19 protein-coding genes and 4 tRNA genes are annotated in these 19,791 nt (G+C 67.9%); 11 read left to right on the top strand and 12 right to left on the bottom strand.

Features of this window, described 5'->3' with window-relative positions; genetic code table 11:
- Nucleotides 1-73: 73 nt before the first annotated feature.
- The 4 genes from ACFQ9K_RS31505 to ACFQ9K_RS31490 are packed head-to-tail and all read right to left on the bottom strand — an operon-like array spanning nt 74 to nt 3,570.
- On the bottom strand, nt 74-958 hold the full coding sequence (locus ACFQ9K_RS31505; protein ID WP_378726482.1) for an SDR family oxidoreductase: 885 nt from the start codon (nt 956-958) through the stop codon (nt 74-76).
- A gap of 26 nt (nt 959-984) precedes the next feature.
- Nucleotides 985-1,419 (bottom strand): SRPBCC family protein, encoded by a 435-nt coding sequence (locus tag ACFQ9K_RS31500; RefSeq protein ID WP_378983944.1) that lies wholly within the window; start codon nt 1,417-1,419, stop codon nt 985-987.
- A gap of 46 nt (nt 1,420-1,465) precedes the next feature.
- Nucleotides 1,466-2,665: a lipid-transfer protein gene (locus tag ACFQ9K_RS31495; RefSeq protein WP_378723025.1), complete on the bottom strand. Its 1,200-nt coding sequence runs from the start codon at nt 2,663-2,665 to the stop codon at nt 1,466-1,468.
- Nucleotides 2,662-3,570 (bottom strand): MaoC/PaaZ C-terminal domain-containing protein, encoded by a 909-nt coding sequence (locus ACFQ9K_RS31490; protein ID WP_378723026.1) that lies wholly within the window; start codon nt 3,568-3,570, stop codon nt 2,662-2,664. The genes ACFQ9K_RS31495 and ACFQ9K_RS31490 overlap by 4 nt, the downstream gene beginning before the upstream one ends.
- Nucleotides 3,571-3,693: 123 nt before the next feature.
- Here ACFQ9K_RS31490 and ACFQ9K_RS31485 point away from each other — a divergent pair, with 123 nt between their 5' ends.
- Entirely contained in the window at nt 3,694-4,731 is a 1,038-nt protein-coding gene (locus tag ACFQ9K_RS31485) for an AraC family transcriptional regulator (protein ID WP_378723027.1), read from the top strand.
- Here the strand turns inward: ACFQ9K_RS31485 and ACFQ9K_RS31480 are convergent.
- The 5 genes from ACFQ9K_RS31480 to ACFQ9K_RS31460 all read right to left on the bottom strand — a co-directional run bounded on the left by ACFQ9K_RS31480 (nt 4,698) and on the right by ACFQ9K_RS31460 (nt 9,496).
- The gene (locus ACFQ9K_RS31480) at nt 4,698-5,573 is read right to left on the bottom strand and encodes an SDR family oxidoreductase (RefSeq protein ID WP_378723028.1); all 876 of its coding nucleotides are present in this window, start codon (nt 5,571-5,573) and stop codon (nt 4,698-4,700) included. The genes ACFQ9K_RS31485 and ACFQ9K_RS31480 overlap by 34 nt on opposite strands.
- 145 nt (nt 5,574-5,718) lie before the next feature.
- Nucleotides 5,719-6,828 (bottom strand): acyl-CoA dehydrogenase family protein, encoded by a 1,110-nt coding sequence (locus ACFQ9K_RS31475; RefSeq protein WP_378723029.1) that lies wholly within the window; start codon nt 6,826-6,828, stop codon nt 5,719-5,721.
- Nucleotides 6,829-7,351: 523 nt separating this feature from the next.
- Nucleotides 7,352-8,323, bottom strand: a complete 972-nt coding sequence (locus ACFQ9K_RS31470) for an acyl-ACP desaturase (RefSeq protein ID WP_378723030.1) — start codon at nt 8,321-8,323, stop codon at nt 7,352-7,354.
- Between the two features lie 284 nt (nt 8,324-8,607).
- Nucleotides 8,608-9,198 carry a DUF937 domain-containing protein gene (locus tag ACFQ9K_RS31465; protein ID WP_378723031.1) on the bottom strand — a complete coding sequence of 197 codons (591 nt, stop codon included), beginning with the start codon at nt 9,196-9,198 and terminating at the stop codon, nt 8,608-8,610.
- Between the two features lie 225 nt (nt 9,199-9,423).
- A tRNA-Lys gene (locus ACFQ9K_RS31460) sits at nt 9,424-9,496 on the bottom strand.
- Nucleotides 9,497-10,356: 860 nt separating this feature from the next.
- Here ACFQ9K_RS31460 and ACFQ9K_RS31455 point away from each other — a divergent pair.
- The 10 genes from ACFQ9K_RS31455 (at nt 10,357) to ACFQ9K_RS31410 (ending at nt 15,216) form a co-directional block, all read left to right on the top strand.
- A complete protein-coding gene (locus ACFQ9K_RS31455) occupies nt 10,357-11,022 on the top strand; it encodes a TetR family transcriptional regulator (protein ID WP_378723032.1) in 666 nt (221 codons plus the stop codon).
- Between the two features lie 95 nt (nt 11,023-11,117).
- A tRNA-Glu gene (locus tag ACFQ9K_RS31450) sits at nt 11,118-11,190 on the top strand.
- A gap of 28 nt (nt 11,191-11,218) precedes the next feature.
- A tRNA-Asp gene (locus ACFQ9K_RS31445) sits at nt 11,219-11,292 on the top strand.
- 59 nt (nt 11,293-11,351) lie between these two features.
- Nucleotides 11,352-11,425: transfer RNA gene (locus tag ACFQ9K_RS31440), tRNA-Phe, on the top strand.
- Nucleotides 11,426-11,652: 227 nt separating this feature from the next.
- The gene (locus tag ACFQ9K_RS31435; RefSeq protein WP_378723033.1) at nt 11,653-11,970 is read left to right on the top strand and encodes a hypothetical protein; all 318 of its coding nucleotides are present in this window, start codon (nt 11,653-11,655) and stop codon (nt 11,968-11,970) included.
- A gap of 402 nt (nt 11,971-12,372) precedes the next feature.
- Nucleotides 12,373-12,714: an ArsR/SmtB family transcription factor gene (locus ACFQ9K_RS31430; RefSeq protein ID WP_378723034.1), complete on the top strand. Its 342-nt coding sequence runs from the start codon at nt 12,373-12,375 to the stop codon at nt 12,712-12,714.
- The gene (locus ACFQ9K_RS31425) at nt 12,711-13,205 is read left to right on the top strand and encodes an SRPBCC domain-containing protein (protein ID WP_378723036.1); all 495 of its coding nucleotides are present in this window, start codon (nt 12,711-12,713) and stop codon (nt 13,203-13,205) included. The genes ACFQ9K_RS31430 and ACFQ9K_RS31425 overlap by 4 nt, the downstream gene beginning before the upstream one ends.
- A 121-nt stretch (nt 13,206-13,326) precedes the next feature.
- Nucleotides 13,327-14,007 carry a GAP family protein gene (locus ACFQ9K_RS31420; RefSeq protein ID WP_378723037.1) on the top strand — a complete coding sequence of 227 codons (681 nt, stop codon included), beginning with the start codon at nt 13,327-13,329 and terminating at the stop codon, nt 14,005-14,007.
- A gap of 79 nt (nt 14,008-14,086) precedes the next feature.
- Entirely contained in the window at nt 14,087-14,254 is a 168-nt protein-coding gene (locus tag ACFQ9K_RS31415) for a hypothetical protein (RefSeq protein WP_378723038.1), read from the top strand.
- A gap of 260 nt (nt 14,255-14,514) precedes the next feature.
- Nucleotides 14,515-15,216 (top strand): polyprenol monophosphomannose synthase, encoded by a 702-nt coding sequence (locus tag ACFQ9K_RS31410; RefSeq protein ID WP_378723044.1) that lies wholly within the window; start codon nt 14,515-14,517, stop codon nt 15,214-15,216.
- Between the two features lie 62 nt (nt 15,217-15,278).
- Here ACFQ9K_RS31410 and ACFQ9K_RS31405 read toward each other — a convergent pair whose 3' ends face one another.
- The 3 genes from ACFQ9K_RS31405 to ACFQ9K_RS31395 form a co-directional block, all read right to left on the bottom strand.
- The gene (locus ACFQ9K_RS31405; RefSeq protein ID WP_378723039.1) at nt 15,279-15,716 is read right to left on the bottom strand and encodes a DUF6069 family protein; all 438 of its coding nucleotides are present in this window, start codon (nt 15,714-15,716) and stop codon (nt 15,279-15,281) included.
- Nucleotides 15,717-15,872: 156 nt separating this feature from the next.
- Nucleotides 15,873-17,297, bottom strand: a complete 1,425-nt coding sequence (locus tag ACFQ9K_RS31400) for an HAD-IB family hydrolase (RefSeq protein WP_378723040.1) — start codon at nt 17,295-17,297, stop codon at nt 15,873-15,875.
- Entirely contained in the window at nt 17,294-19,756 is a 2,463-nt protein-coding gene (locus ACFQ9K_RS31395; protein WP_378723041.1) for a glycerol-3-phosphate 1-O-acyltransferase, read from the bottom strand. The genes ACFQ9K_RS31400 and ACFQ9K_RS31395 overlap by 4 nt, the downstream gene beginning before the upstream one ends.
- Nucleotides 19,757-19,791 lie beyond the last annotated feature (35 nt).

Here is a 19,791-nt window from a genome sequence, read left to right as displayed (position 1 = left end):
GGCCTGTGCACCCCCGAAACGGCCTGCTGAGACCCGCAATGTGGCCGATGCGCGGGACCGGGTGTGGCGCACCTCACGCGCAGGCGATGCCCGGGAGGCGCTCGGCCAGGTCGGCCAGTTGCCAGGGGCCGTCGGTTTCGATGGTCCCGGTGGCGCTCCAGCCGCCGAGGGCGGAGATCGCGCCGCCTTGGACGGCGAAGACCTTGCCGGTGATCGGGCACTTCTCCTGGGCGAGGTAGGCGACGATGGGGGAGATGTTCTCCGGCGCAAAGGCATCGAACTCGCCTACGGGGACCTCCTCGGCGAACATGGCGCCCATGCCGGGGGTGGCCAGGGTGAGCCGGGTGCGGGCGACCGGGGCAATGGCGTTGGCGCGCACGCCGTATCGCTCCAGTTCGAGCGCGGCGACCTGGGTGAGCGCGGCGATGCCCGCCTTGGCCGCACCGTAGTTGGCCTGGCCCGGATTGGGCAGGAAGGTGCCGGACGCGGAGGCGGTGTTGATCACCGACGCCGCGACCTGCTGCCCGGCCTTCGACTGCGCCTTCCAGTACGCGGCGGCGTGGTGCAGCACCGCGAAATGCCCCTTGAGGTGCACCGCGATCACCGCGTCCCACTGCGTTTCGTCCATCGCGGCGAGGAACGCGTCACGCAGGATGCCCGCGTTGTTGACCAGTATGTCCAACCCGCCGAAGGCGGTGATCGCCTGTTCGACAACGGCTTTCGCGCCCGTCCAGTCGGCGATGTTCGCGCCGTCGGCGACCGCGCGCCCGCCCGCCGCGACGATCTCCTCGACCACCTGCTGCGCGGGCCCGGCGTCGGCGCCGACGCCCTCGTTGTCGCCGCCGAGGTCGTTGACCACGACGGCGGCTCCCTCGGCGGCCAGCAGCAGCGCGTGTGCCCGGCCGATGCCGCGCCCCGCGCCGGTGACGATGGCGACGCGTCCGTCCAGCGAACCCATGATGTTCCTTTCGAGGGGGAGTGCGGTCAGGCGAGCAGACCGGCGAGATTGGCGAGGGAGGCGTCGAGTTCCTTGGTGGCGGCGCGCTCGATCGCGCCGCCGATCGCGCCGACCATCATCTGGCTGACGAACTCCGCGTCGATGGTGACCAGGGCAGCGTTGTCGCCCTTGGCCGCCGCGGTGAGGGTGAAGCTGATCTGCGCGCCGGCCAGGCCGACACCGGAGAACCTGGTCGAGTTCGGTGCGTCGTAGGCGTCCACGGTGAAGGTGACGGTGTTCGCCATCCCCATGATGGTGAGCACCTCGGTCATGGTGGCTCCGGTGGACAGCCGCGCGGGCGGCGGTTCCTTCCACCTGGTGTGCACGGTCAGCCACTCCGCGAAGCGGTTCGGGTCGGACAGCACCGCCCACACCTGCTCCTGCGCGGCCGCGAACTCCTTGGATACCTCGGCACGTGCCATGGTCGTTCTCCTCTACTCCGGTAAAGCGGTTGGCGTGGGGCCGAATTCAGCGTTCGGCGGGTCGGTAGGCGGTGACGACGGCGGCGCCGCCGAGGCCGATGTTGTGCGCGAGGGCGACCTTCGCTCGATCCACCTGGCGGGCGCCGGCCTCGCCGCGCAGCTGCCAGGTCAGCTCGGCGCACTGGGCCAGGCCGGTCGCGCCGAGCGGATGGCCCTTGGAGATCAGGCCGCCGGACGGGTTGACCACCCAGCGCCCGCCGTAGGTGGTGTCCGCGGCGTCGACCAGCTGGTGCCCCTCGCCCTCGCCGCACAGGCCGAGCGCCTCGTAGGTGAGCAGCTCGTTGGGGGAGAAGCGGTCGTGCAGCTCGATCACGTCGAGATCGTCCGGCCCGATGTCGGCCTGCGCGTACACCTTTCGGGCGGCCGCGGCGGTCATGTCGACGCCGACGAGCGAGCGCGCCGTCTCGGTGGCGAAGCTGGATTCGAGGTCGGTCACCATGGCCTGGCCGACGATCTGCACGGCCCGGCCGCCGAGGTCGTGCTCGTCGACGAAACGCTCGCTGGCCAGCACCGCCGCACCCGAACCGTCGGAGGTCGGCGAGCACTGCAACCGGGTGAGCCCGAGCGGCTCGTAAATCGTTTTGGCGCTTGCGATCTCGTCGAGCGTGTACACATCCTGGAACTGCGCGTACGGATTGTTCGCCGAATGCCGGTGGTTCTTCTCGGCGATCTTGGCGAAATGCGCACGGGTGGAGCCGTAGCGCTCCATGTGCTCGACGCCGGCGGCGCCGAACATCCACGGCGCCACCGGCATCGCGAACTCGCGCAGCCGGGCCAGCGCCTCGATGTGGCGCAGCAGCGGCTGCTCCCGATCGGTGTACCCCGCCGCCAGCGAGCCGGACTGCATCTTCTCGAAGCCGAGCGCCAAGGCACAGTCGGCCAGGCCGCCGCGAATCGCCCTGGCGGCCAGGTACAGCGCCGAGGATCCGGTGGAACAGTTGTTGTTCACGTTGACCACCGGCAGCCCGGTCAGCCCGAGTTCGTAGACGGCGCGCTGCCCGCTGGTGGAATCGCCGTAGACGTAGCCGACGTAGGCCTCTTGCACCTGGTCGTAGCGGATGCCCGCGTCGGCCAGCGCTTTGGTGCCGGACTCCTGTGCCATGGCCGGGTAGTCCCAGCCCTCCCGGCGGCCCGGCTTCTCGAACTTGGTCATGCCGACACCGATGACGAAAACCCGGTTGCTCATATCGGTTCCCTCTCGCTTGCGGGCTCGAACTCCGCGAGACCGTCCTGGATGACGAATTGGTCGCTGTCGGAACGCGTTTCGAACGAGTAGCGATCACGCCCAGCCTGTCGCTCGGTCGCCCATACCGCTGTGTTGATGGTCTGCTGCGGGAACGCCGGCGAACTCAGCCGCACGGCAAGCCGTTTCAGCCGCGTCGGATCCTCCGGGCTGATCCTCGTGATCAGCGCGTGCGAGATGAACGCGATGGTGCACAGGCCGTGAATGATGATGCCGGGCAACCCCATCGCCTCGGCGAACTCGTCTACCAGGTGGATCGGCATCGGATCGCCCGCGGGCTGGGCGTAGCGGAAGGTCTGATCCGGGTCGAAGGTCTGCGCCGCGAGGAAGTCCGGCTCGCGGGCGCGCAGCCGCTCGTCGAAGGCGTGCGCCGGGCTGGGTTCGCCTCGGGCGCCGTCGAATTCGCCGCCGCGGAAGAAGCCGACGAAGTACTGCTCGTTGACCAGCTCGTCGCCGCCGTAGGTCTCGATGTGCGAGGTGACCACCACCCCCGACGACTTGCCCTCGATTCCGATCGGCCGGGCCCGCACCTGTAGCGTCTCGCCCGGTTCGATCGGCCGATGGAAGCGGAAGTCGTGCTCGCCGTGCAGGATTCGCAGCATCAGCTCGTCCGGCACCACCGACATCGCGGCGTCGGCCATCATCACCGTGATCGGCACCACCGCGAAAACCGGTGGCGCGTATGTCCCGTCGACGTGTTGACGAATCGGATCGTTGGTCGCGGCGGCGTAGGCGATCGTGCGTTCCCGATCCACCACGAAGGCGTCGCGCGGACCCCAGTGCCCCAACCGGTCCAGGTTGAAGGTCGTCCCGTCCGGCACCGGTCCGGTCGACGCGTCGTTGCTCATACCAGCAACGCTAGGAATCCGGCCGAGCCCCCGGGATGACCGCGCTGCGCACGTTCGGTGACCGCCGCGCTCACCGCATCCGGCCTGGTAGGTTCGCCTCGACCAGGGACGCAGGAGGTATTGGTGGCGGTCAGGACAGTGCCGATCGACTTCGTGCGCTCCGCCGTCGCCACCGCCCAGCGGCAGGGCGTCGACATCACCCAGTTGCTCGCCGGCGTGGGCGTCGCGCCCGAACTGCTCGCCCAGGACCGGGCGCGGGTGACGGTCGATCAGGTGGCCGCGACCATGCGCCGGCTGTGGCGGATCACCGACGACGAGCTGTTCGGCCTCGGCCCGGCGCCGGTGCCGCGCGGATCGGTCCGGCTGGTCGGCTTCGGCCTGGTCGCCTGCCGCGATCTGGGCGCGGCGATCCGGCGGTTCGGCGAATACCAGCGCCTGCTGCCCGGCCTGCCGCCGATGACGGTGACCACCGACGGCGACCGCACCCGGTGCACGCTCGACACCAGCGTGCTGGCCGCGGGCGAGGAACTGCTCACCGTGTTCCTGCTCGCGGCGGTCCACCGGATCGTCTCCTGGGGCATCGGCCGCCGAGTTACCTTGCGCCAGGCCGAGTTCCCGTACCCGCGGCCGCGCAATGTCGCCGATTACGACCTCGTCTTCGGCGCCCCGCTGGTCTTCGACGCCGCCACGGCCGCGATAACTTTCGACAGCGAGCTACTGAACGCGCCGCTCACCCGGACCGAGCAAGACCTGATCGACTGGACCCGCAACGCCCCGCTCGACGTGCTGTCCCGGCGCGACTACGGCACCTCGCTCGCCGAACAGGTGCGCAAGATCCTCACCCGGGGCCTGCGCGGCGTCCAGGAGACAGCCGGCGAGAAACGGTGGCCCACCGCCGACGAGGTGGCCAAGCGGCTGGCCATGAGCCCGCAGACGGTGCGCCGCAAGCTCGGCGAGGAGGGCACCTCGATCACCCAGATCCGCGAGGACATCCTGCGCGACGCGGCGGTGGCCAGCCTGGTGCGCGGCGACGAGACGGTCGAGGCGCTCTCTGCTCGGCTCGGCTTCTCCGAGCCGAGCGCGTTCCGGCGCGCGTTCCGCCGCTGGACCGGCAGCCCGCCCGGCTCCTATCGCGGGTCCGCGCCGCGCAACCGGCGGTGATACCGCTCCCGGATTTCCGGGTCGGGCTGCGCGTAAGCCGTTGTCGCCCCGGTGAATCGCGCGACCACGAGCTGGACCCGATACGGCAGTAACTGCGCGGTCTTGATGATCGCGGCCAGCCTGCGCGGCACCGTCACCAGTGGCTTGTTCTTGGCCACCGTCCGCACGATCGCCCGCGCGACGTCCTCGGGATCGACGGTCGTCATCGGCTCGATCCAGCTCGGCATGTTCGCCCCGGCGGACAGCTCGGTGCGCACGATGCCCGGCAGCACCGCCGAGACCCGCACGCCGTGTTCCTTCAGTTCCAGATGCAGCGCCGCGGTGAAGCCGACCACCGCGTGCTTGGTCGCGCAGTAGGTGGCCAGCCCCGGAAACCCCTGCGTGCCGGCCAGCGACGCGATGTTGATCAGATGCCCGCTGCCGCGCGCCAGGAAGCGCTCGGTCGCCAGCCGCGACCCGGTGATCACCCCGCGCAGGTTGATGTCGACGATCCGGTCGGTCATCGCCTCGTCCTCGTCCGCGAACAACCCGGTCGGCATGATGCCCGCGTTGTTCACCAGCACGTCCAGCGGACCGAGTTCCTTTTCCAGCGCGTCGAGGAACGCGGCGAACGATTCGCGGTCGGTCACGTTCAGGGGCAGTCCGATGATCTTGGCGTCCGGGTCCGCCCCGAGTTCGACGGCGGTCTTGTCGACCAGTTCCACATCGATGTCGCCGATCGCGACCGCGGCGCCCGCCCCGAGGAACGCCTCGGCGGTGGCCCGGCCGATTCCGCGCGCGCCGCCGGTGATCGCGACGACCTTCCCGGTCAGCGGGGACGCGTCGTTGGGTGCACTGGTCATGTTCTCGGCCTTCCTGATTCGATCGGCCATCGCCGATCGGCGCGAACCGCCGACCGGTGCGGGGCGATACTCCCAGTGTCGGCGTTCCCCGCGGGCGCGTCGGCGGATTCGGCAATCACGAAGCGGCCCAGCCGGTCCGGCGCGCTCAGAGCCCGCGCGCGATGATCTCCTTCATGATCTCGTTGGTGCCGCCGTAGATCTTCTGGATCCGCGAGTCGGTGAAGATCCGCGCGATCGGATACTCGGCCATGTAGCCGTAGCCGCCGAACAGCTGCAGGCAGCGGTCGGCCAGGATGTTCTGCTGCTCGGACAGCCACAGCTTCGCCTTGGCCGCGGTGGGGATGTCCAGCTCGCCCCGGACGTGCTTCTCCACGCAGTCGTCGAGGAAGCTCCAGCCGACGGTGACCGCCGTATCGCATTCGGCCAGCGTGAATTTGGTGTTCTGGAACCCGAACAGCGGCTTGCCGAAGGCGGTGCGCTCCTTGGTGTACTCCAGGGTCAGCTCGACCGTCTTCTCCATCGTGGCCATCGCGGTGACGGCGATGATCAGTCGTTCTTGCGCGAGCTGCTGCATCAGCTGGATGAAGCCGAGGTTCTCCGTGTCGCCGATCAGGTTCGTCCGCGGCACCCGTACCTCGTCGAAGAACAGCTCGCAGGTGTCCTGCCCGTGCTGGCCGATCTTGTGCAGATTGCGCCCGCGCCGGAAGCCGTCGCGGGTGGTCTCGACCGCGATCAGCGAGAGCCCGCCGGCGCCGCCCTGCTCGTTGGTCTTGGCGACCACCAGCACCAGGTCGGCCAGGAAGCCGTTGGAGATGAACGTCTTCGCGCCGTTGACCACGTACTCGTCGCCCTGCACGGTCGCGGTGGTGCGGATCGCCTGCAGGTCCGATCCGGTGCCCGGCTCGGTCATCGCGATCGCCGCGACGATCTCGCCGGAGGCCAGCCGGGGCAGCCAGGTCTTCTTCTGCTCGTCCGTGCCGTATCCGGCGATGTAGTGCGCGATGATCGTGCTGTGCACCGGCCCGCCGAAGCTGGGCGCCAGCGCGCGCACCTGCTCGATGGCGATCACCGCGTCGTGCCGGAAGTCCCCGCCCCCGCCGCCGAACTCCTCCGGCACGCTCGGGCACAGCAGGCCGAGCTCGCCTGCCCGCAACCAGACCTCGCGGTCGATGTGCTGCTGCTCGGCCCACCGTTGTTCGTGCGGTGCGCACTCCTTGCCGAAGAAGTCGCGCGACAGCTCCGCCAGCACGTCCATTTCCGCATCCATCCACCGTGAGCGGTGCTTTGCCATGTTCGCCCATCCCTTCGCGCAGCCGACGCCGTCGTCGTCTCCCCACGGTAGGAATTCGCAGGTCCGGCGGGTAAGGACCGGGCCGCCCGAATCCGATGACCGCAGCGCTCGCCCGCGGCGATATCGCCCGATCGAAACGCACACACCGGATGACCGAACAGATATCGGCCGAATACGCTGTCGGCCCGGCGACACCGAACAAGCAGGACATGAATGGTCGGACGAACTGGGCGACGACGAATACCGCTCCCCAGTTGGCGTGCATGGCGACACCGGCACGGCGAATGCGTTCATTAATGTGAACGGCAGTACCGCGCCCAATCCTATTGCGGCGAGCACACCGTTTGAAGGTTTATTGCGTCGAAGTTAGATCTTTGACGCAATAAACCTCAAAAGTAGGTAATTGCTGGACGCGGCGTTAGCCGGACATACGCGAGCCGCCGCCCGGGGTTCCGGACGGCGGCTCGTGGTCTATCGGGGGAGCAGGTCAGCTCGCGGTGCTGCTCGCCATCTGGCGGTCGGCCTTGGCGGCCTCGCGGGCGAGCATGCGGTCGCGCTGCTCCTCGAACTTCAGCACGTCCTTGCCGAGCTTGTCGAGGTAGGCGGCCAGCCGCTCGCGGCAGGCCTCGCCGCGACCGGTGAAGTCGTTGCGCTCGAAGATGTTCCACTTCTTCAGCACCGGCTGCACCACCTCTTCCATGTGCTGGCGCAGGTCGTAGATGCCGTGCTTGGCCATCAGGACACCGTTGCGGCGGAAGTTGGGCATGCCCGCGCCGGGCATCTGGAAGTTCTCCAGGATCAGCGTGATGGCCTCGATCGCCTGGTCCGGAGACAGGTCGAGCGCGGCGGCGCACATGTTGCGGTAGAAGATCATGTGCAGGTTCTCGTCCGCGGCGACGCGCTGGAGCATGCGGTCGGCGATCGGGTCGTCGCAGACCTTGCCGGTGTTGCGGTGGCTGACGCGGGTGGCCAGCTCCTGGAAGGTCACGTACGCGACGGAGTGCAGGAAGCCGGCGTCGGCCTCGGTCGGCGACGCGAAACCGTTGGTCATGTGGATCATCCGCGCCTCTTCGAGGGCGACCGGATCGACGCCGCGGGTGACCACCAGGTAGTCCCGCATCACGATGCCGTGCCGGTTTTCCTCGGCGGTCCAGCGGCCGACCCAGGTGCCCCAGGCGCCGTCCTGGGAGAAGTTCTCGGCGATCTCGCGGTGGTACGAGGGGAGGTTGTCCTCGGTCAGCAGATTGGTGACCATGGCGGCCTTCGCGACCTCGCTCAACCGGGACTGCTCAGGATCCCAGTCGATGCCCCCGAGTGCGGCGAAATTGCGGCCCTCATCCCACGGGACATAGTCGTGCGGATGCCATTCCTTTGCCAAGGAGAGGTGCCGGTTGACGTTTTCTGCGGCAACCGGCTCCAACTCCGTAAGAAGCTCGAGTTGAGTCAGATCCCTTGCCATGTATGAACCCTTCAGTCTGTGCGTCCGGTCGAGCAGGTCATCCCCCCAAGGTAGACCGATGCCGTGCGGCCATACCTTACGGCACCGTAGGTGTGATGCGAAACGCATCCGAATGCCTGTTGATGCCCCGTGATGCACGTCATACGCCGTCGTTGGCGTTCGGCGACCACTGTCGAGTGTATGGCTTCGGCCCGCAGCTAGGGGACTATCGCTGCGGGCCGCGGGGTGTTAGCACCGGCGTGCTGTACTGCACACGCCGGCGCGAATTGCATAGCGGGCCCAGCTCAGCGTTTTCCGCCGAACAGCCCGCCGAGCACGTTGCCGAGTGCGCCGCCGGCATTCTTGGCCAGCGCCTCGCCGATGGCGCCGCCGATGCCGCCGCTCTTGCTGCTGCCGCCGAGCAGGCCGCCGAGGATGTCGCCGATGCCGCCGTTGCCTGCCGGCTGGGTCTGCGGCGCCGCGTTGCCGCCGCCACCGGTCATCTGCTTGGCCAGGTAGGCGAGCACGATCGGGGCGAGGATCGGCATCAGCTTGGCGATCAGGTCGTTGCCGCCGGTGCCCTCGGTCGCGCCGAGGGTGCTGATCACCGTGTTCTTCTCCTGGCCGAAGACGTTCTCGACGATCTTCGAGCCGTCGGCCACGTCGACCTTGTCGATGTCGACCTGGCCTTCGCCCTCGACCAGGTCGCCGTGGTTGTCCAGGGCGCCGACCAGCGAGGCCGCGCCTTCGGGCTGGGTCGCGTTCGCCTGCAGGCCGCCGAGCAGGGTGGGCAGCGCGGCTTTGACCGCGTTGGTCGCGGTGCTCTCGTCGACGCCGAGCTTCGCGGCGATCTGACCGATCGGTACCTGGGAGAGCAAATCATCGAAGGAAGTCATCAGCTCCGCCTTGTCGAGGGATGACCGGGATTGCCCGTGTCGCGCTCACAGTAGGGGAATGCCCGGAGGGAGTGTGGTTTTTCGAGCCCGCGCGCCGAGGGGCGCGTTGCCAGTGTGGCTTCGCGCATACGTGCTCGCAAGCACGCCCAATGGCTCCGGCGCGCGAGCGGGCGACAGCTCCGCTGAAACGAGAGCGGGCGCCCGGTAGACCGGGCGCCCGACGTGTGCCCCCAGTAGGGCTCGAACCTACGACCTGCGGATTAAAAGTCCGTAGCTCTACCAACTGAGCTATAGGGGCGCGGTGGGCCAGTGTAGTGGGCGCGGCGCGCTGGCCCAAATGGGGGAGCGAGGCGAGTCGCGGGCCGGCCGCGGCCCGGATCGCGAGGGTTGACCGGTGGTGGCAATCTGACGCCGAGACTTGTTGTCGCGCCTGGTAACGCGAGATGTGTGGCCCGCGATCTTGCCGGTAAACATTTGGTACCCAACTTTGTTCATTGCGCCGATAATTGGCTACCATCCAATCATGTTGGCTAGCAATGTCTTTGGATTTGCGGGGGGTGAGGGGTCTGAGCTCGGGCGCGCATGGGGGTGGGGTGAGCGGGTGGGCTGCCCGCGATGGCCTGCGCTCCGGTCGGCCGGTCGCCTCGGGTGAACGTTGCTGGGACGCTGTCGAATTGGGGGAACGAGCACAGAGGGAAGCTTGGTTGCTTGATGTTTGCTGTAACAGTAAACCGAACCGGTCAGTTACCTGACTCGTCGGTTTGCCGCGTGTCGGAAGGGGATTCCGGGTACGGTGACGACTTGATGAATTCCGTAAGAATCGTCTACTCGTCCGGTGATTCGGAATTCGGCTTATCGTTGATGTGCCCGAACGTGTCGCGAACGGTCCGGCCGATCGTGACTTCCCTGGAGACAACGCCGCAGGAGGCAGATCCGAGACGAAGAAATACCCGGGTGCGCACCCCCTGCGGCGCACCCGGGCAGGAAAACTATACCAGCTGGTGTGTTTCAGGTTTTTCGCAAGTTTTCGTACCGAAAGTTTGAAACTGGGCGAAAACCCGGTTTGAAGTATTGATAAAACTCATAACTTCGCGCCAAGGGCCTGTTCCTTTGGGGGTGGCTGTTTGGCGGCGAGTAGGCTTCGGAGGCGTTTCGAGCATGGCACGGCAGCAAGAGCGGGCCCGCCGGACACGTGCGGCGATTATCAGGTCCGCCGCCGTTGAGTTCGGGAAGAGCGGCTATGCCGCTGCATCGCTCAACCGCATATTGGAAGGGTCGCGTGCCACCAAGGGCGCCATGTACTTCCATTTCGATTCCAAGGAAGATCTCGCGCGCGCCGTACTGGAGACGGCGGTCGAACGCTATCGCGCGTCGGCCGAGCGTTGGCTCGGCCGAACGGATCTCGGACCACTGGACGTCATGCACGGCATGATCGACGAGATGGCATTGCGGCTCGAGCACGACATCATCGTGCAGGCCGAATACCGGTTGATCATCGAGCCCGACTTCTATCGGGACGTGCAGACCGGCGGTGGGCGAATACTCGGGCGCGCCATCCGCGCGCTCGCGGTCCGGTCCATCGATCAGGGGCAGTTGCGCGCCGACGCGGACGCGGACCGGTTCACCCGCACGCTGACCGCCGCGCTGGCCGGCCAGCGCTACATGGTCGACGCGCACGGCACCGGCATCGATCTGCGCGCGCGCTTCGAGGAGGCGCTCGAGGTGGTCATCGAATCCATGGCCACCTCCGAGTGGGCGGAGAAGTTCCGCAACGACGGCTGGCGCACCCACGCCCGCCTCGAAGAGCTCAGTTTGGGACTCTGAACAGCCGATTTGGGAATCGAGTCCGGTCTGTCATAAGCTAACCGGGCTCCCAACGGAAAGCCGTTGAAGCCGGTTCCGGAGAAATCCGGAGGCGAGCCCCCTTCGTCTAGCGGCCTAGGACGCCGCCCTTTCAAGGCGGTAGCGCGGGTTCGAATCCCGTAGGGGGTACGGTCTTCGGACCGTTGGTAGTATGCAAGGCCCTGTGGCGCAGTTGGTTAGCGCGCCGCCCTGTCACGGCGGAGGTCGCGGGTTCGAGTCCCGTCAGGGTCGCAAGTGAGGCGCCGGAGCAATCCGGCGTTTCGCGTATGGCATTCAACTCGGGTGCCTGCGGCCAGGTAGCTCAGTTGGTACGAGCGTCCGCCTGAAAAGCGGAAGGTCGCCGGTTCGATCCCGGCCCTGGCCACTCGAAAGCGGGGAAGCCCTGCGTGCGGAGAGCGCGCGATGGCTTCCTCGTCTTTTTTATTTTGTGGGGTGCAACCCCACGCCCGCCCGGAGGGCTTCGCCCCCGGACCCCCTCCTCTGCCTCCCGCAAGTCGAGCCTTGCCCCATCCGGGTGGCGGATGGCTTCGAATATGCCCTTGCGGTGATCAGACTGGCTGATTCGGTGACGGGGATGGAAGGAGCGACCCGATGTTCGTCCACGGATTGAACCTGCTGGTGGTGGCTGGAGTCTGTGCGGCAACGCTCGTATCAGGCACCGGCGCGGCGTGTGCGCAGGATCTGCGTACTTCTGTCCCCGGACTCGTCCTCGTGCGAGACGACGCGGATTCCTGCGCCGAGTGGAAGGCCGACGTTCAGGAAGTGAAGAAGGAACAGAAAGACGCGAGGGCCGCGGCTTCCAATAGCAAGAGCACCCAAGCCGAGCGGAACCGCTCTCGGATGAAGTACAACGACGCCAGCAGGAAGCTCGTGCAGTTGCAGCAGAGCAGGCCGGACGGCTGCGAGTAGCGGTTGCTGTTGTCCCGCACGGCCGGAGAGGATGAGTCGTGCGGGCTCTGCGGCTGGTGTCAACGGGGCGGGGTAGTCGCTGAGGCTGAGCTGCGCGACGTGGCCGGAACCGCGCCGCCGTAATGACCACGGCCAGTCACCCCGTACGGCGCCGGTCGATTCGTGATCGGCTGCGGAGGTAGGCCGGGGGCGGCTTACGCCGTGCTCAGCACTACTCAGATATGCCCAAAGCGACCAATGGAGTCGCAGTTGTGAGTGTAAGCGCGGTTACCGACGCGCAGTGCCGCTCTTGCGAAGTGGGCCGATGAACCTGGCTGTTCGTCGGCTGTGTGTGCATGCCTGCGCGAGCTGGCTTTGGGCTGGCGGTGTTGTCTTGTGTGCCATATATGCCTTGACAGTTATATGACTGTGGCGGAATATGAAGGGGTGACCACGGCTAGCGTTTTTCAGGTGTTGGGGGAGCCGAGCAGGTTGGCGATCCTGGAGGTTTTGCGGGAGGGGGAGCAGCCGGTGGGGGAGTTGGTGGGGCGGGTGGGGCTCAGTCAGCCTGCGGTTTCCAAGCATCTTCGGGTGTTGCGGGAGGCGGGGTTGGTGGAGGTTCGGGTGGACGCGCAGCGACGGCTGTATCGGATCCGGACGGAACCGCTGGTGGGGGTCGACGATTGGCTGGCGCCTTATCGCCGGTTGTGGAACAGGCATCTCGATCTACTGGAAGAACATCTCGAGCGACGGAGGCAGGAATGAGTCAGGCGGAGCTTCGGACGGATGGGGCACGGCCGGCGGTGCGGCTGGAACGGCGGCTGGCGGATCCGCCCGCCGTGGTGTGGCAGGCGATCACCGAGCGGGAGCAGTTGCGGGCGTGGTTTCCGTGCGACGTGGAGGTGGCCGGCGGCGTGTGGGAGGTCGGGGCGGCGATCACCTTCGATTTCGGCACCGAGATGAGCGGAATGACGCTTACCGGAGAGGTATTCGCGGTCGACGAGCCGAAGCTCCTGGCGTTCAGCTGGGGCGAGGAACGGTTGCGGTTCGAGCTGGCGCCGCACGGCAGCGGGACGTTGCTGGTCTTGACCGATGAGCTGCCCGGGGAGGCCGCGGCGCGCAATGCCGCCGGTTGGGACGTGTGCCTCGACCGCCTCGCCGGCCTCGAGCCCGGCGACTGGAAATCCCACTTCGACACCTACGCCGCGACCTTCGAACCCCTCATCGGCCCCCAAGCGGGCCCGCCCACCGACTGATGCACGGCGAGTGGGACATGGTGGTGGCGAACGGCGAGTAGTGCCGGCGTCATGTCCCGCTCGGTGGGGTGGTTGTCGGTCGAGTGGGGGCGGGATGTCGCTCCCGTAGGCTGGCCGGGTCATGCTGACCCTTCTGCTAGCGCTCGCGGGATTCGCGTTTTTGGATTCGCTGGATGTGCTGCTGGTGGGGGTCACCACGGCGGTGGTGGCGGACAGCCGGGTCGGGCGGCGGTCGCCGGTGCCGGGCGGGGTGAGTTTCCTCGCTGGGGTTTTCGCGGTTACCACCGCGTTCGGCATCTGTACGGTGCTCGGGTTGAACTTCCTGACCGGGTTGGTGGAGTTCGAACTCACGCCGGGGGTGCGGTACTGGGGTGAGCTGGCGCTGGGGGTGGTGTTGATCGCGGTCAGCCGGGTTCCGGTGGGCGGTCGGACCGAGCCCCCCGCCTGGGCGGCGGCGGTGCGGCGGCGGCCGTGGTTGTTCGGATTCGTCGGTATGGCAATCGGTCTGGTGCAGGCGCCGACGGCGGTGCCGTATCTGGCGGGGCTGGCGATGATCTCGGCACAAGCACCGTTGCCGACGCTGTGGCCGCTGATCGTGGTGGCCTACTGCGCGCTGGCGCTGCTGCCGCCGTTGCTGGTGCTGCTGCTCTCGCTGCGCCGAACCACCAGGGCGCGGCGGGCCTACCGGCTGGTGGTGCGGATCCTCACTCGATGCGCGCCGCCCGCATTGCGCGTCCTTTTCGTGGTGTTCGGCACAGTTCTGGTGATCGACGCGCTCGTCCACTTCCGCCACCTCTGGTAACCCCCTGATGCCGGACCCCGGGCCGTCGATGATCTTGGAAATGGGGTTGAAGGGGCGGTGACGGTGGAATGCTGGAGGCATGGCTGAGCGCTGGTATTACTGCTTGAAGCACAAGCGGGCCGAAAAAGGGCGGCAGTGCTGGTTCCAGGATCGGATGGGCCCGTATCCGGACCAGGCGACCGCGGAGCGGGCATTGGAGATCGTGAAGGCGCGCAACGCGCAGGCCGATTCGCGGGATGAGGACTGACCAGGGCCGGTAGTCCGGTGTGCGACAACTGATCTGACCGCGACGGTGGGCGCGGGGCGCAGCGCCGCACGGCAGGACTGATCTTGTGACGTGCGCCGATGCACGCCCGGTATCGGCGAGCGGGTAGATCCACTCAGGCCCGCTTCAGCTGGATCAAGTACGGTTTCTCCGAACTCAAACGATTGCTCGGTGGTCCTGACGTGGGCTGCGAGCTGGACCAGGATCAGCAGGGAGGGCGACCCTTGAGGGTTACCGTTGTTGTGCCGACCTACAACGAGCGGGAGAACCTGCCGGTTGCGGTGGAGCGCCTGACCGCGCTGCCGGTACCCGACCTGCACGTGCTCGTGGTCGACGACAGCTCGCCGGACGGCACCGGCGAGGTCGCCGACAAGCTGGCCGCCGAGCTGCCGAACGTGGTCGGCGTGCTGCACCGCACGGAGAAGGACGGCCTCGGCCGGGCCTACATCGCGGGCATCACCCGGGCGCTGGACGAGGGCGCGGACGTGGTGATCCAGATGGACGCCGACCTGTCGCATCCGGCCGAGGTGATTCCGGCCATGCTGGAGAAGCTGACCACCACTGACGCAGGCGTCGTGCTCGGCTCGCGCTATGTGCCGGGCGGCTCGACCGCCGACGAGTGGAAGTGGCACCGCAAGGCGCTGTCCGCCTGGGCCAACTTCTACGTGAACCTGATCCTGCGGCTCGGCGTGAAGGACGCCACCGCCGGGTTCAAGGCGTGGAAGGCGGACACGCTGCGCGCGATCGACGTGGCCTCGATCCGCAGCAACGGCTACTCGTTCCAGGTCGAGATGAACTATCGGACGGTCAAGAAGGGCATCGAGATCGCGGAGGTGCCGATCCGATTCGAGGAGCGCACCCTGGGCGCCTCGAAGATGAGCCTGAAGGTGCAACTGGAGTCCGCGCTGATGCCGTGGAAGCTGCTCTTCGGCCGCTCGGTCTAGGACGGATACGCGTACGGGCCCCACATCCCGCGATGGATGTGGGGCCCTTCGTCGTCGAGGGTTCAGTTGGCGGACAGCCCGCGCCGCATCGCTTCCAGCCCGACGACGAGCACCGGTGCCAGCACCACGTGCATGACCGACAGGGCGACCGTGGTCACGGCGTCGAACGGTGCGGCGATGGTCAACCCGATGGTCGCGATGGCGAGCACGGCGCCGACGATCTGGGCCACCCGCAGCGCGCCGGTCCAGAAGTACGACACCAGCGCGGCCGCGGTCATGCCGACGAGCAGCGGCAGGCCGGAGGAGACGATCACCCCGCCCGCGCCGACCGACGTGGTGACCCCCTGGTCGACCACTTCGAACGAGCCGCCGGCGGCCTCGCCGAGCAGCCAGACGATCAGGTTGACCGCGACCGCGACAACGACGCTGCCGATGACGGCGGTCGGCCGGCCGACCGCGGGGATGCGCAGTGTGGGGGTGAAGGTTTGGGCGGTGGTCATGATGTTCTCCTCATCCGAAGCGGTGGTGCTCGCTGTCGAGAACAATCATGAAACCTGAACAATTATTGAGGTCAATTCGTCGTAGATGTGGCCTGGATCACTCGGCGAGACACCGCCGCGACGGAATTCGCTGCGGCGCGCGGGGGTTCGCGCGGATCAGTCGGGCTTCGGCCAGTTGAGCAGCGTGTCCAGGTACAGCTGCCGGACCGCGGCGACCTTGTCGTCCAGGTGATTCGGGTCCCAGTCGCTGACGTCGATGGGGTCGAGGATCGCCACGTCCACGGTGCCCGGCCGGGCGACCATCGAGTTGCGCCAGCAGATCTCGCCCGCGTTGCGGATCACGATGGGGATGACCGGCACGCCCGCCTGGATGGCGATGTGGAACGCGCCCTTCTTGAACGGCCCGACTTCCGGTGTGTAGGAACGGGTTCCCTCGGGCGCGACCGCGATCGACAGGCCGCCGCGCAAGGTGTCGACCACCGGTGCGAGCGCGGCCTTGGCCTTGTCGGTGCTCGACCGATCGATGAAGGTCACCCCGACGAAGCGCATCAGCGGCCCGAAGATCGGGTTGCGGGTGAGCTCCTTCTTGCCGATTCCGGTGACCCCGCCGCGCAGCACCTCGGGAACGATGATGATGTCGAACTGGCTCTGATGGTTGAACAGGAACACCGCGGGCCGCGGTGCGCGCGCGATGTGGGCGCCGCTGACGCGCAGGTGCACGCCCGCGAGGCTCAAGGTATTGCCCGCCGCGTGCTCCAGCAGTGCGTCGGCCATCTGCCGATGGTCCCTGGTCGGCGACTTGGCCGCGACGCCGTAGCACGCGCCGCCGAGCAGGCCGGCGAAACCCGCTGTGGTGCGGGCGTAGTCGGCCGGGCGCGGGTCTCGGCGCGGGTGGAAGCGCAGGATCGGCCAATCGCCGTCGGCGGCGACCGCGGTCAGCTGTTGATCGGGGTTCACCGCGGCCGGATGACCGACCAGGGCCAGTAGCGGCAGGTCGGCGGTGCTGTCGGCATAGGCGTAGCTGCGGGTGAGATCCACGCCGTGATCGGCGGCGAATTCCCGGACCGCCTCGGCCTTGCCGTTGCGCCACCGGGTCTTTCCGTCCGGATAGCCGGTGAGGATGCCGTCCTCGGCGGCCATCGGGGTGTAGAGCACGTGCTCGATGCCGAGCTCGGCCGCCGCGGGCAGGACCTGAAAGCGGGTCAGCGAGCTGGCCAGCACGATGGTGTGCCCGGCCGCCTGATGCGTCCGAATCAGTTGCCATGCTTCGAAATACAGGTGCCCGTACACCGTGCGCCGGAACAGCCGCTCGCCCAGCGCATCCAGGTCGGCCTCGGATCTGCCCGCGAGCGCCGCGGCGAGCTGGCTCAGGAACCGGCCGTACTCGCCGTCGGTGGTGCCGTTGCGGATGCCCCGCAGCAGCACCTCCTCGGTACCGCGCCCGCGGAACAGGCGCCGGAACAACCCGGCCCGCGCAAACCCGTCGACGAGGGTGCCGCCGAAGTCGAAGATCGCGGCGACCTCCGGACCCGTTGGCCCGGAGCGGATCTCGGCGAGCGCGCCGTCGAGCTCCGCGCTCACCGGGTCTCCCGGTTGGACGGATCGAGCGCCGCGGCCCTGGAGATGCGGGCGCCGATGGTGCGCAGCTGATCGGCGAATTCCACCCGCCGCTCGGTCAATTCCGCCCGGCGCTTGGCCGAGTCGTGCGACACCGCTTCGAGCAGCCCGTAGTTGTCCGCGAGTTTCAGTGCGCTGGTGAACAATTCGGTGGAGACCGACTCCGGGCTGTGCAGCCGCTGCTGCAGCATCATCTGCTTGCCGACCGCGACGCAGTCGGCGATGAACTGCTTGCGGTCGAGTTCGACCTCGGGGTCGCGGTCGGCCAGCCGCTCGGCCACCACCAGCTGAGCGTCGAAGAACGAGCGAAGCACCCGGTGCGCCATCATGAATCCGGAACCGGTGAGCTTGGCCATCACCTCGGAGCCGAGGGTGTTGTCCCTGGTGTGGCTGTGCCACTCGGGATCGAGCAGCAGCATCTCGGCGGTCATCTGCTCGGCGAACTCGGCCCGCTCCGGGAAGAAGAACTCGAACTTCAGCAGATCGCGCAGCCGGAACGCCTCGTCCCAGCCGGTGGTCAGCTGATCGGCGCCGTCGCTGTCCAGCGCGGCCAGGATGGACAGCTCGAGGATGGCGCGATTGACGAACCAGTGCACGGCGCTGTTGCGATAGAACGCGGCCTCCAGGTGCGCGCCCGCCTCGATCGAATAGACCGGCTCCAGCCCGCCGCGATAGACCGTCACCACCTTGGCCAGCGAGAGTTGCTCCAGCACAACGGCCAGACCCTGATCGTCGCGCAACGCGGCCAGCTCGCCGTGCGGCAGGTTCCGCTCCTCGATGTAGCCGAGCACCGGCGCGAGCACCGTGCGCACCTCGCCGAGGGTGAGCGCGCGCTCGTGCACGCCGAGCAGGGCGAGGGTGACCAGCGCGTTGACCGTCACCGGGGTGACCGCGTTGATGCCGACGGCGATCTCGAAGGCCAACCGCTGCACGGCTTTGCGCTCCAGCTCCGTGACATCGGGCGCGTCCGGTGTGCCCTGCCCGGTCTCGGTGAGCCCGGCGGGCGCGGGTTCGGTGCGGTGCAGCGGGATGGTCAGCGGCGGCGTGGTGAGCGGATCGCCGTGCGCGGCGAGCCGATCGCGGGCCGAAAGCGGTTCGCCGAAGCGCACATACACGTGCCCGGCCGAATGCTGTTGGCTGCGTACATAACGCGCGAGCCAGGCCAGCCCCTCCGGCTTCTTCTTGCCGCCGACCTGTTCGGTGGAGATGGCGCCGAGTTCGTTGAGCCGCTCGTAGGTGATCGACACCGGCACCAGCATGACGTCCTCGACCCGGTCCGCCCGTACCGCCGCCGCAAGGTAGTTCAGCAGCCCGTAGCGCGGCGGGCGCAGCTTGCCGGTGCGGGTACGGCCGCCCTCGAAGTACCACTCCAGGTTGAAGCGCTTGGCCAGCAGATAGGCGAAGTACTCCTCGACCACCGCCTTGTACACCTCGTCGTCGCCGAAACTGCGCCGGATGAACACGGTTCCGGTGCGCCGGGCGATCGGCCCCATCGGCCAGAAGCTGAGATTCGCGCCGCCGATCACGTGGTTCGGCGGGAAGTCGTTGCGGGCCAGCACATCACCGAGCACGAACGCGTCGACATAGGAGCGGTGCGACGGCAGGAACACCAGCGGGTAGCGGCGGTTGAGGTCGCGCAGCCCGGCCAGCCCCGAATCGTCGGAGTCCACCTTCCAGGTGGACGCGTGGATCGGCCGCATCGCCTGGGTGAACAGGTCGGAGACCAATCTGCTTTGCGCGGCGACGAGTTCGTTCAACGCCTTCTCCGCGCGCCGGTACACCTCGTGCGGGCTGGCGCCGATCTGGTCGGCGATGAGCTCGAGCCTGCGCACGAAGTCGGGGGAGTCGAGGATCTCCTCGGCCACCAGCCGGGGCACCTTGTATCGGTCGCCGATGATGGTGCGCTCGGCCCGCTCCAGCGCCACCACCGCGGCGCGCACGACGGCGCGGGCGAACGGCTCGGCGGTGCCCTTGGCGACCAGGGCGGCGGCTTCGGGGTTGTTCGTGCGCAATTCGCTGAGCAGCGCGGGCTGCCCGGCCAGCACCACGTGCCGGTTCGGCTGGCCGGCCAGCTTGCGCTGGGCCAGCCGATTCGGCTTGCGCGGGTTGGTCAGCAGCGCCATGTCGGCGAAGGTGATCCGGCGTACGCCATCGCGCTCCGGCGGCCGCCAGAGCACCCGCACCGGCACCACCAGCGGGTCGTCGCGGCGGCCGACCAGCCGGGACGCCACCGCGCCCGCGTCGAGATCCAACTGGGTGATCGGCGCGTCGGTGCCGAACTCCTTGGCGATTCCGCCCTCGGTCAGCCAGGCGCCGATGAGTTCGCGCTCCACGCCGGAGGCCGCGTCGACCAGCGCCACCACCGACCCCGGTGCCGACGCTCGCTCACTATCCGCGGGCGATCCGCCACGGTGCTCGATCATTACCGATTCCCTCCTGTCCCGCCTCTCCGAGTATT

It is taken from the genome of Nocardia sp. NPDC056564 (genome assembly GCF_042793755.1).
In the GTDB taxonomy this organism is placed as follows: domain Bacteria; phylum Actinomycetota; class Actinomycetes; order Mycobacteriales; family Mycobacteriaceae; genus Nocardia.
The sequence above is the reverse complement of the archived record's forward strand: the minus strand, read 5'-3'. Positions and strand labels throughout refer to the sequence as shown.